This is a genomic window from Streptomyces sp. NPDC005017, assembly GCF_042873115.1.
In the GTDB taxonomy this organism is placed as follows: Bacteria; Actinomycetota; Actinomycetes; order Streptomycetales; family Streptomycetaceae; genus Streptomyces.
This window is the reverse complement of the sequence record NZ_JBIALD010000005.1, coordinates 1-11,739: the sequence shown is the minus strand read 5'-3', so window position 1 is coordinate 11,739 and position 11,739 is coordinate 1. Positions and strand designations below refer to the sequence as shown.

Below are 11,739 nucleotides of genomic sequence, written 5' to 3'. Positions count from 1 at the left end.
CATCGACGCGGGGTGGAGCAGCTCGGTAGCTCGCTGGGCTCATAACCCAGAGGTCGCAGGTTCAAATCCTGTCCCCGCTACTGAAGACTCAGGGCCGGTGTCCATGCGAATGGGCACCGGCCCTGAGTCGTCTCCCTTCGGTCCCTTCGCTTCCCACTCCTCTTCTCCCCCGGTCGGACCGCCCCCGCTCGCCGCCCACGCCCGGGGCCGTGACCCTGGACGGACGCGGCCGAGCGGCGGCCCGCGACCAAGGCTGCGGGAGACAGGGTGGCGCCGGGTGAGGAGAGGGGCGCCGGTGCGCGCGGCCGGCGCGTCGGCCCGCCGCCCGCCGAACGACGGCGGGCCTCCTGGACCCGGACCTTCGTCCGCGCCCTGCCCGCCCTGCTGATCGGCGTCGGGGCCGTCTACGACCTGCTCACCCCCTCCGTGCACACGGCCGCCCCCTTCTTCACCGCCGCACCCCTGGTCGCCGCCCCGCTCTACTCCCGGCGCGGCACGCTGCTCACCGGTCTGGTCGCGCTCGTGGTCGTGGTGGTGGTGCACGTCTTCCTCGGTATCGCGCTGGAGGCCGAGTCGGTCACCGAGGAGATCACCGTGGGGACGGTGGCCTTCCTGGCCGTCGTCATCAACAACCTGGTGCGCCGCAGCAGCGAGCGGCTCGCCTCGGTGCGGGAGATCGCCGAGGCCGCCCAGCGTGCGGTGCTGCCCCAACCCCCCGGACGGATCGGCGGCTTCGAGATCGCCGCCCGCTACGAGGCCGCACAGCGGGGCGCCTTCATCGGCGGCGACCTGTACGCCGTGCAGGACACCCCGCACGGCGTACGGCTCGTGGTCGGGGACGTCCGCGGCAAGGGCATGGGCGCGGTGTCCGCGGTCGCCGTCGTCATCGGGGCGTTCCGGGAGGCGGCCGAGCAGGAGGCCGCACTGGAGACGATCGCCCAGCGCCTGGAGCGGGCCCTGGAGCGCGATGTGGGGCGGCGGCTCGGGCCGGAGGCCGAGGAGGGGTTCACGACCGCCGTGCTCGCCGAACTCCCGCACGGCGACGGGATCGTACGCCTGCTCCACCGCGGGCACCCGCCCCCGTTCGTGCTGCACGCCGACGGCACCCTGCACACCCTGGAGCCACGCGTCGCGGCGCTGCCGCTGGGCCTGGGAGACCTGGAGCCCCTCCCGGTACAGGCCGAGGAACGGCCCTTCCCCGCCGGGGCCACGCTCCTCCTCCACACCGACGGGCTGTCCGAGGCGCGCGACGCCGACGGGGTGTTCTACGACCCCGGGGCCCGGCTCGCCGGCCGGGTCTTCCGCGGGCCTGAGCAACTGCTCCAGACCCTCGTGGGGGAGGTGCGTCGGCACACCGGGGGCGCGCTCGGTGACGACATGGCGCTGCTCGCCGTACGGCGGCCGGGAGCGGCGGCGCGGGAGCGGGCCTGAGAGGGGCCGATGTCACCCCAGGTGATCGGACGACTGCCCTCCGCATAACATCTGAGTCACCGTCAGAAACTGGGGCGGTACCGAGTCGCGGTCAAGTCGCCCGTTTTTGGCCGTTCATGGTCCGAAAGTCCTGGCCGGAAACTGTAATGATCAAGCTGAACGGCTTGGAATTAGGCACCCGGTTCTATTAACGTCCGATAACGCAGCGCGGTCGTCCCAGCCGTCACAAGAGGCGGCTCCGTGCGCACGCGCCGAATCCCGCAAGGGAACCGGGGAACCACCAACTTGGGGTGAATCGGGCGTAATCCGCCGCGAAATCGGCAGATATACGCGCGTAGGAGACCTTCCTGCTCCGAACCCGTCAGCTAACCCGGTAGGCGAGAAGGAAGGAAAGGAGCACGCCCACGTGGCGTCCAACCCGCCTGTCCCGCAAGCCCCGTTCGTGCCGGGCCAGCGCACCGCCGACACCGAGACCTTCGTCTACGGCGGTCCCCGCACCGACGACGGCCCGTGGGAGGAGTGGAACCCCACCGCGGACTCCGTCCGTCCCGTGCGCGGCAAGCACCGGGTCTCCAAGCAGCGCGGCGGCGGTCTCGCCCGCAGCTCCACCGTCCTCGGCGTCGGCGTCATAGCCGCCGTGGGTGCCGGCGGTATGGCCAGCGCCCAGTCCGGCAAGCCGCCGGTCGCCATCTCCATGCCCGACCTGCCCTCCGTCAGCTCCTTCCTGCCGGGTGAGGAGCCCGTCGAGGAGACGCCGCAGGCCGCGTCCCCGCTCAGCTCCATCGGCACCACCACGGCCGACACCACCGAGGGCACCACCGACGCCGGTGAGGCCCTGCGCGCCCGCATCATGGCGCAGGCCGAGCAGCAGCAGGACCAGGCCGAGGCCAGGGCCGTCGAGGCCGCGCAGGCCGCCGCTGAGAAGCAGGCCGCCGAAGCCGCCGCCAAGGCCGAGAAGGAGGCGGAGGCCAAGGCCGCCGCCGAGAAGGCCGCCGCGGAGGAGGAGGCCCGCAAGAAGGCCGAGGCCGAGCGCCTCGCCGAGCTGGCCCGCCAGTACACGCTGCCGACCTCCTCGTACACGCTCACCTCCGTCTTCGGACAGGCCGGCTCCATGTGGTCCTCCGGCTACCACACGGGTCTGGACTTCGCCGCTCCCACCGGTACCCCGCTGAAGGCGGTCCACACCGGAACGGTCACCGAGGCCGGCTGGAGCGGTTCCTACGGCTACCGCACCGTCCTCACCCTCGAGGACGGCACCGAGGTCTGGTACGCCCACCAGTCCTCGATCAACGTCAGCGTCGGCCAGCAGGTCAACACCGGTGACGTGATCGGACGCGTGGGTGCCACCGGCAACGTCACCGGTCCGCACCTGCACCTCGAGGTGCACACCGGCGGCGGCGACGTGGACCCGATGGCCTGGCTCCAGAGCAAGGGCCTCAACCCCTGACGACCCGGGAGGTCCCCGGCCGTGCGCCCCGGCGCGCACACCGCTCGAGGACTTCCCCGATCCCCGGCGGTCCTGACGGCAACCCCCCGACGTCAGGGCTGCCGGTTCCTCATGTGCGGTACGGGTTGTGGACGGGACGGCCGCCGGGAAGTCCCTGGACGCCGTACCCGTGGTGTCCGTAGGACCCGTAGGGCCCGTAGTACTGCGGCGCGGGAGCAGTCGTCCTCACCGCGTACCGGAGTGCCGGGCGGGCCGCCTCGCGCCGGGCCCAGAGCTCGTGCAGCAGCTCGCGCTCCCGTACGACGAAGTCCGCGCCGGCGCGGCCCCTGCGCCCCCGGTGCCGCAGGAACGCCAGCGAGGTCGCGTACGCCTCGTACTGCGCCACCTGCCGTCTGCCCGGTGAGCCGAGGTGGTGCCGGGCGTACTGACGGGCCGTCCGGCGGGCCCGCATCGAGCCGAGCGCGTACGGCTCCCCGGGCGTCAGCCAGCCCGCCGCCACATAAGCGGGCAGTTCCTCGCGCACCGTGCGCAGTTCGCGCTGCCGGGTCCAGATCACCAGCCAGGTCAGCAGGCCGAACGCGGGGACCATGAACGCCCCGTACACCGCGAAGAAGCCGTACGGGCCGAAGGTCGCCGAGCCGTTCCACAGCGCGTGCACGCCCATCGCCGTCAGCAGGCCCGCCAGCGGCAGCAGCACGCGGCGCAGACGCTGGCGTTCGCCGGACAGCGCGGCGACGCCGAAGCCGATGCCGGTCAGCACGGTGAAGAGCGGATGCGCGAACGGGGACATGATCACGCGGACGAAGAAGGTCGCGGCCGTCACCGAGGCGATGCCCGAGTCGCCGGCGAGCTGGTCGGTGCCGAAGGCGTTGCCCAGATAGAGGATGTTCTCGGTGAACGCGAACCCGGTCGCGGTGACACCGGCGACGACGACCCCGTCGACGATCCCGGTGAAGTCGCCTCTGCGGAACAGGAAGACCAGCAACAGCGCGGCGGCCTTCGCGGACTCCTCGACGACCGGCGCCACCAGCGTGGCGCCGAGGGTGTCCGCGCTGGTCGGGTCGGCCGTCGCGGTGGCTATCCATCTCGTGGCGAAGCTGTTGGCGACGATGGCTATCAGCGCCGCCGCGCAGGCCCCCCAGGCGAAGCAGAAGACCAGGTTCCGCCAGGGGCCCGGCGCCACCCGGTCCAGCCAGCGGAACGCGGCTATGAGCAGCGGCACGGGCAGCACCGCGAGGCCCAGGCCCACCAGGAAGCCGTCCGTACCGGTCTGTTCGCGCACCAGGGCCAGGATCACGAGGCCGGAGAGCGCGAGAAGGACCGTCAGCGCCGCGTAGCGCACCCAGACGCGCTGCCACCAGTGCGGGTGCCGCCGCGAGCCGCGGCCGAGCGGGTCCTGTGCGGGGGGTGTCGGGTACGGGGGAAAGATGGCCACGACATCGACCCTAACGAGACAGGGGCGCGCCCCGCAGTTGCGTAAGGGGCTCAGGCGCCGGGAGGTTCGTGGGGGGTGGGGGCTCCGTAAGCGGTGGACTGATCGGTCTCCGCGGTCTCTGTGGCCCCGACAGGCTTCACGCGGCGGAACAGCAGATCGTTCACGACGTGGCCCTTGTCCAGCCCCTGGCCCTCGAAACGGGTCAGCGGCCGGTGGGCGGGGCGTGGTGCGAAGCCGCCGTCGTCCTGGGTGTTCTCGAAGTCGGGGTGGGCCGTCAGGACTTCCAGCATCTGCTCGGCGTAGGGCTCCCAGTCCGTGGCGCAGTGCACCAGGGCCCCCGGTCTGAGGCGGGTGGCCGCGAGGGTGAGGAACTCCGGCTGGATGAGGCGGCGCTTGTGGTGCCGCTTCTTCGGCCAGGGGTCGGGGAAGTACACGCGCAGCCCGTCGAGGGAGTCGGGGAGGAGCATCTCGCGGAGCAGGATGATCGCGTCGCCGTTGCCGACACGGACGTTGGACAGGCTGGTGCGGTCGGCGAGGCCGAGGAGATTGCCCTGGCCCGGCGTGTGGACGTCCACGGCCAGGATGTTGGTGTGCGGGTCGGCGGCGGCCATCTGCGCCGTGGCCTCGCCCATGCCGAAGCCGATCTCCAGGACGACGGGGCGGTCGTTGCCGAACAGCTCGCCGAGGTCGGGGATCTTGTGGCCGTCGATGTCCAGGCCCCACCTGGACCACAGGCGCTGGAGCGCGTCGGCCTGACCGGCGGTGACACGGCTGCGGCGCGGCTGGAAGCTCCGGATCCGCCGCTCGAAGTGCGACCCGGCGGGGTCGGCCTTCGGGCCGTCGGGGAAACGGGGCTCTCCCTTGGCGCGGGGAAGCGGGGCTGCGGGGGTGTGGGGCGACTCAGACACAGTGGGGTCGAGTCTACGGCGGCGGGATGCGCGGGGCGTCCGCGCGGCGGGCCGGGGGCGGTGCGCGGCCCGGCGGGGACGCGCACCGGGCGCCGGAGCCCCTGTGGGCACGTCCTTCTGCCGCCCGGCGGCACCGCGTCCCGGAGCCCCCGTGGGCACGCCCTTCGGCCGGTCGGCGGCACCGGGTCCTGGAGCCTCCGCGCGCACGTCCTTCTGCCGCCCGGCGGCACCGCGTCCCGGAGCCCCAGCACGCATGGCCTTCGGCCGCCCGGCCATGGAGGAGGTCACCTCAGCCGACCTCCCGCCCCCGGACGGCAGCACCTGACCCCGCCGCCCAGGACGCAAGCGAAGGATTCCCCGCGACCCGTCCGATGCCCTCGCCACCGGCCACCGGCCACCGGCCACCGGCCACTCGCCAACGACCCCACACCCCGCCACCGGCCACCCGCCTCACGGTCGGTCCCGCCCGTCTCAGACCCGGGCCAGGGCCGTCAGCGCCAGGCGGGCCACCTCCCGGCCGATCGGCAGGGAGGCGGTAGCGGCGGGGGAGGGGGCGTTGAGGACGTGGACGGCCCGGTCCCCCTCCTTGATCAGGAAGTCGTCGACGAGGGTGCCGTCGCGCAGTACGGCCTGGGCCCGGACCCCGGCCGGGGCGGGCACCAGGTCCCGAGCTGTCACGGCGGGCAGAAGCCAGCGCACCGCCGCGGTGAAGGCGGACCGGGACAGGGAGCGGTGCAGCTCGCCCGCACCGTAGAGCCAGTGGCGGCGGGCCATCTTCCAGGCCCCGGGCCAGGCGAGGGTGGTGGCCAGCTCGCGGGGGCGCACGGTGGACCAGCCGTAGCCCTCGCGGGCGAGCGCCGGCACCGCGTTGGGCCCGATGTGGACACCGCCGTCGAACCCGCGCGTGAGGTGGACGCCGAGGAAGGGGAAGGCGGGGTCGGGCACCGGGTAGACGAGGCCGCGCACCAGGTCGGGCCGGGCCAGCTCGTAGTACTCGCCCCGGAACGGGACGATCCGCATCTCGGGCTCGTCGCCGGTCATCCGGGCGATCTCGTCGCAGCGCAGCCCGGCGCAGTTCACCAGGACGCGGCCCCGGACGATGTCGCCCCGGGAGGTCCGCACGGCCACCCCGAGGTCGGGGCGGCGGTCCACCCGGGCGACCTGCGCGCCGTAGCGGATCTCGGCGCCGGACGCCTCGGCCAGCTGCCGGGCGACCCCGACGAAGTCGCACACGCCCGTGCTGCCGACGTGTATGGCCGCGAGGCCGCGCACCTCCGGCTCGTACTCGGCGATCTGCGCGGAACCCAGCTCCCGCACCGGAATGCCGTTCTCCCGGCCGCGCTGCACGAGTCCGTGCAGCCGGGGCAGCTCCGAGCGCTCGGTGGCGACGATCAGCTTGCCGGTGACGGCGTGGTCGATGCCGTACTCGGCGCAGAACTTGACCATCTCGGCGGCGCCCCGCACGGCGTAGCGCGCCTTGAGCGAGCCGGGACGGTAGTAGATGCCGCTGTGGATCACTCCGCTGTTGCGGCCGGTCTGGTGCCGGGCGGGACCCGGCTCCTTCTCCAGCACCGTCACACGGGTGCCGGGCGCGGCACGCGTGACCGCGTACGCGGTCGACAGCCCGACGATCCCACCGCCGATCACGAGCACATCGCAGTCGTACCCGATTGAACGCACCTGGCTCCACCTCCCGGGTTCGATAGTGCACTGCGCCACTGACAATCGTTTGAAACCCAGTGCCTTCGCGGTGTCCGTCCGGGAACGCGGGGGGTGCGGCGGCCCGGGGCGTCACCGCGGGCACGCGTACGGCCGGCGGCGGCCCTGTCACCGGTACGGACGGACGTCGGGGCTCCCCGCCGCTACGCCGGAGTCATCAGCAGGGGCCGGGCCCTCTCGCGCAGCTCCACCACGCGCGGCTCGTCCCCGTAGGGTTCGAGGCGGTGCAGGAGATCCTTCACGTACTCCGTGGTCCGGGCCGACGAGATGCGCCCGGCGACCTCCACCGCCCGCACGCCCTGCTCGCACGCCGCGTCGAGGTTGCCCGACTCCAGCTCGGCCACGGCGGAGACGACCAGCCGCAGGCCGTGGGAGCGCACGAACTCCTCCGTCGGCTTGGACAGGGCGTACTCCGTGAAGCGGCGGACCTGGCGGGGTGCCTTGAGGTCGCGGTAGCACTCGGCGGCGTCCGCGGCGAAGCGGTCGTAGGAGTAGAAGCCGAGCCAGCCGGGGTCGTTGTCGCCGTCGCGTGAGCGCTCCAGCCAGCCCTCGGCGGCCTTCAGGGCGGCGCCGGCGGCCTGGGCGTCACCGGCGCGCGCGTGGGCGCGTGCCTCGACGAGCCGGAAGAAGCTCATCGTGCGCGCGGTGGCCAGGCCGCGGTTGCGCTCCAGGGCGGCCTGGGCGAGGTCGACGCCCTCGTCGCCGAAGCCTCGGTAGGTGGCCTGGAGCGACATGGAGGCGAGGACGTAGCCCCCGAGGGGGACGTCCGCGGCGGCCCGGGCCAGGCGCAGGGCCTGGATGTAGTAGCGCTGGGCCGCTTCCTGCTGTCCCGTGTCGAAGGCCATCCAGCCCGCGAGACGGGTGAGTTCGGCACTCGCGCCGAACAGGGCCCGGCCGACGTCGTCGGAGTAGGAGCCCAGCAGCAGAGGGGCCGCCTCCACCCGCAGACACTCGGGGACCATCGACGAACGCCAGTCCCCGCCACCGTACTTGGAGTCCCAGCGCCGGGCGTCCTCGGCGGCCTCCCGCAGCTTGCGCACATCGCTGTGGCCGACTTTGAGCGGTGCGCCCGAGCCCTCCGTGTGGCCGGCCTCGCGCGCGACCGAACTGTCGGCCGGGGTTATCAGCCAACGGGACGCGGGCGTCGCGTACGCGGTCACGGCGAACGATCCGGCCAGCGACTGCCAGATGCCGCCGGAGCCGGCGCGGCGGCCGGCCAGGTCGAGACGGTAGAGCTCGGTGGCCGACCTGACCGCCTGGCCGACGTCTCTGGGGAAGGCCAGGCCGACCTCGGGCGCGGGGTCGGCGTCCGCCAGGCCGATCTCGTGCAACGGCACGGGACGGCCCAGCTTCTGGCCGATGGCGGCCGCGATCAGGTGCGGAGCGGCGCCCTGCGGCACCATGCCCTTCGACACCCAGCGCGCCACCGACGTCTTGTCGTAGCGAAGCGTCAACCCGCGTTGTGCGCCGAGGTCGTTGACGCGCCGCGCGAGGCCTGCGTTGCTGATTCCCGCGAGGGCGAGAACGGCGCCGAGTTTCTCGTTCGGCCCGCGTTGCTCCCTGGACATGCGCCACCCCTCGACACAGACGGCTGCCGCGCTGGCATAACCACGCGGCATTCGTAAACCCAGCGTAGTTCGCCGCATCCCAAGCGTTAAGGGGCATTGTTCCGGTTGGCGGGATTGTTGCCCGCACTCAAGTACGGGCCGGGCACGGTGTGTTGCGGCGTGCCCCCGACGTGTGGCCGTGCGCCTGTGCGTGCGCTCTACTCCGGCCATTCGGGGAGCGGTTCCATGGCTGATGCGTGGGTCGGCCCGCTGTACTGGATCCAGTGGGCTGGGGGACACCGCCGCCTCCATCCCCGCGGGCGGCGGACCGGTCCGGGGGGCGGGTTACGCCTCCCGGGCTGCGCGCGCAGGGCCGGGCGCAGAGCCTGTACGGAGCGTGTGCGGCGGAAGCCCAATACACGGTCCACAGCCCAGAATTGGCCGAAAATCGCCTCCAGGTCCGATGCGTGATCAGCCCCCCGACCATGGGAGTTGAGGGCGCGCACGGGGTTTCGGGGGCTCACTCGGGGGCGCATTCACGTCGCACGCGCCCCGCCCCACCGGGCGGTCGACCCGGTGACCACCGCCGCACTCCACGTGGCGCAAGCGGCTCCGCCAGCCCTCTGTGACGCGTTCTTCGTGGCAGCATGGTGAACCGTTCGTACGGTGCACTGATTGTCCACAGCTCGTGGAGGCGTCGATGCGGTGGTTGGTGGGATGGAGCAGCGCCGCCGCGGGGGCCGTCGCCCCCGGCTCCGCGGGCGCCACCGGGTACGAAGGCGAGACCCTCCATCCGGTCGGCTCCCAACTCCTGTGGGGCGACCCCGACCCGCTGTGGGCGGTCGGCGACTGGCGGCCCGACGAGGTGCGCGTCGTCAAGGCCGACGAGCACAACCGCCTCGCCGTCCTGGGTACCTGCGGCGCCAGCGACGAGGAACTGCGCCTCGGCCTGTTCACCGCGCGTGGCGGCGCCCTGCGCCATCTCACCGCCTGGGCCGGCAGCTACACGGCCGTGGTCCAGGTCGGCCGCCGCGTCACCGTGTGCGGTGATCTCGCGGGCGCCCGCCCGGTGTTCCACACCCCCTGGGCCGGCGGCACCGCCTACGCCACCGCCGCCCTGCCGCTCGCCGACCTGATCGAGGCCAACCTCGACTTCGGCCATCTCGCCGCGCTGCTCGCCGCTCCGGACGTTCCCGCCGCGCTCTACGACTCCACGCCCTACGACGGCGTGCGACGCGTTCCGCCGGGTCACGCGCTGATCCTGCGCGCCGGGGCGCGCGAGGTCGCCGGTTACGAGCCCGTCGCCTCCCTCGCGGTGGCCGCGCCCCCGGCCGACCCCGGCAGCGCCGTAGGCGCCGTGCGCGAGGCACTCGTCGACGCCGTCCGCGCCCGCCTGGCCGCGCCCCGGCACGTCCCGGGCACGGGCATCGACCCCGGCCCGGTACCGGGGATGGGCCCCGCCGAACGACGGGCCCAACGCGGGACACCGGTCCCCGGCATCGGCGCCGACCTCTCCGGCGGTCCCGCCTCCAGCACCCTGGCCCTCCTCGCGGCGGGCCTGCCCGGCATGCCCGGCACGGTCCTCGGCCACGGCACGGGCGCGGGCGAACGGCTCCTCGCCGTCACCTTCAACGACCTCGCCGTCGGCGGCACCGAGGCCGAACTGGAGCGCGCGGGTGAACTCGCGGCCAACCCGCGTCTGCACCACGTCGTGGTGACCGGCGGCGAGGACACCCTGCCGTACGCCGAGCTCGACGGCCCGCTCACCGACGAACCCAGCCCGTGCCTGGTGACGGCCGCCCGCCACCGCGCCCGGCTCGCCGCGGGCAGCGCCGACCACTTCACCGGCCACGGGGCCCGCCAGGTCCTGGACGCCCACCCCGCCCGGCTCGCCGACCTCCTGATGGACCGCAAGAGACGCCACCTGGTCCGCCCGGTCGCCGCCCTGGCCAGGGCGGACGGCTCCGTGATGGTCCCCGCGCGCGTGTACGCCGCCGCACGCAGGCTGGCCCGCACCTCCTACCGCACCGGCGTGGAGAACCTCGCCACCCGCCTCCTCGACCGCCGCTTCGACGACCCCGGCGGCGCGGCCGACGCCTCCCTCGCCGCCCTGGCCTGGGGCGGCCCGGGCCCGGCCGCCCGCTGGCTCACCGGAGAGGCACTGGCCGAAGTATCGATTCGCTTGCAGGCCGCCACCCATCGCTCCGGAGTGGGCCCCGGACAACGCCCCGGCGACTACCGCGCGCGTGCCGCCCTCGCCCGTACGGCCGCCGACATCCGCGTCCTCGAGCAGGCCGCGGAGATCCGCTTCCAGCGCCTGCACGCGCCGTTCCTGGACAACCAGGTCGTCCGCGCCTGCCGCGCGCTCCCCGAGGCCCTCCGCGTCCAGCCGGGCGCCCGGGCGTCCATCCTGAGCACCGTCCTGAAGGGCGCGGGCGTGCCCGACCTTCCGCCGGGCTGGGGCGCTCCCTCCCACGCCCCCACGGCAGCGGCCGCCCGGACGGGCCTGCGCGTGGCGGCCGACACCCTCATCGCCCTCTTCGACACGCCTCTGCTGGCGCAGGCCGGCCTGATCGAGGCCCGAGTGGTCCGCAAGGCCCTCCGCTCCGCGGCCGCGGGCGAGGTACTCCCTCTGGACGGCCTCGCCGAACTCGTCTCCCTCGAACTCTGGCTCACCCGCCTGCTGGCCCGCCGAGGCACGTGCTGGACGGGCACCCCCGCCCGGGCCCGCGCGGTCCCCGCGGGAATCCGCCCCCAACGAGGCGCTCTCGGCGCGGGCACAGCCGCGAAAAGAGCCTGACGACCAGGGCGCTGCGAAACTCGGCGTTCCGATATGCCCCCCTCGTGGGGACGTTTCGCGGCTCGGCGTCAGCGACGTACCGCCCGGCGGTTGCTGAGGACGGTGCGGCGCGCAACTCGGCGCGACGAGGTGCCTCCCCCAGAGGGGACCCCCAGCGCCCACCCCTGCCGCCCCTGGCGGCACGCATGCCCGCGGCGGCAGGCGGTCGCGGGCTGCACGGAGGGGGCACGGGCGGGGCGGAAGGCGCGTACGGCACGCGGCGGCTACGGACGAGGACGGAAGACACGTGCGACGCGCAGCAGCCACGGACAGGACGGGAGACGCGTGCGACGCGAAGCGCCCACGGGCGGGGGCGTCAGCCGCGTACGGCGGGGAGGGGACGGGGCGGGGGGTGTCCGCCCGCAGCGGCCGCCGTCGAACACCAGAACCCCCGTGAGTAACTGGTTCGGCGG

General features: G+C 73.9%; 7 protein-coding genes, 1 tRNA gene and 1 riboswitch. Of the genes, 4 read left to right on the top strand and 4 right to left on the bottom strand.

All coding sequences use genetic code 11. The features are described 5' to 3' along the window. The first annotated feature begins 6 nt into the window (after positions 1–6). The 3 genes from ACFYR0_RS09275 to ACFYR0_RS09265 all read left to right on the top strand — a co-directional run bounded on the left by ACFYR0_RS09275 (position 7) and on the right by ACFYR0_RS09265 (position 2,878). A tRNA-Met gene (locus ACFYR0_RS09275) sits at positions 7–80 on the top strand. A gap of 187 nt (positions 81–267) precedes the next feature. Further along, positions 268–1,431: a PP2C family protein-serine/threonine phosphatase gene (locus tag ACFYR0_RS09270; protein ID WP_389323814.1), complete on the top strand. Its 1,164-nt coding sequence runs from the start codon at positions 268–270 to the stop codon at positions 1,429–1,431. Positions 1,432–1,670: 239 nt separating this feature from the next. Continuing rightward, positions 1,671–1,826, top strand: a riboswitch (cyclic di-AMP (ydaO/yuaA leader). Between the two features lie 11 nt (positions 1,827–1,837). Then, positions 1,838–2,878, top strand: coding sequence for a M23 family metallopeptidase (locus tag ACFYR0_RS09265; RefSeq protein ID WP_389323811.1), 1,041 nt, complete (start codon positions 1,838–1,840; stop codon positions 2,876–2,878). 109 nt (positions 2,879–2,987) lie between these two features. Here the strand turns inward: ACFYR0_RS09265 and ACFYR0_RS09260 are convergent, their stop codons facing one another. From ACFYR0_RS09260 to ACFYR0_RS09245, 4 genes are all read right to left on the bottom strand, one after another. After that, positions 2,988–4,313: a PrsW family intramembrane metalloprotease gene (locus ACFYR0_RS09260; protein WP_389323808.1), complete on the bottom strand. Its 1,326-nt coding sequence runs from the start codon at positions 4,311–4,313 to the stop codon at positions 2,988–2,990. A 50-nt stretch (positions 4,314–4,363) separates the two neighbouring features. Then, positions 4,364–5,221, bottom strand: coding sequence for a tRNA (guanosine(46)-N7)-methyltransferase TrmB (gene trmB, locus ACFYR0_RS09255; protein WP_389323805.1), 858 nt, complete (start codon positions 5,219–5,221; stop codon positions 4,364–4,366). 471 nt (positions 5,222–5,692) lie between these two features. Beyond that, positions 5,693–6,901: an L-2-hydroxyglutarate oxidase gene (lhgO, locus tag ACFYR0_RS09250; protein ID WP_389323802.1), complete on the bottom strand. Its 1,209-nt coding sequence runs from the start codon at positions 6,899–6,901 to the stop codon at positions 5,693–5,695. A gap of 182 nt (positions 6,902–7,083) precedes the next feature. Next, a complete protein-coding gene (locus tag ACFYR0_RS09245; protein WP_389323799.1) occupies positions 7,084–8,508 on the bottom strand; it encodes an MFS transporter in 1,425 nt (474 codons plus the stop codon). A gap of 679 nt (positions 8,509–9,187) precedes the next feature. Here ACFYR0_RS09245 and ACFYR0_RS09240 point away from each other — a divergent pair. Further along, positions 9,188–11,287 carry an asparagine synthase-related protein gene (locus ACFYR0_RS09240; protein WP_389323796.1) on the top strand — a complete coding sequence of 700 codons (2,100 nt, stop codon included), beginning with the start codon at positions 9,188–9,190 and terminating at the stop codon, positions 11,285–11,287. Positions 11,288–11,739: the final 452 nt, after the last annotated feature.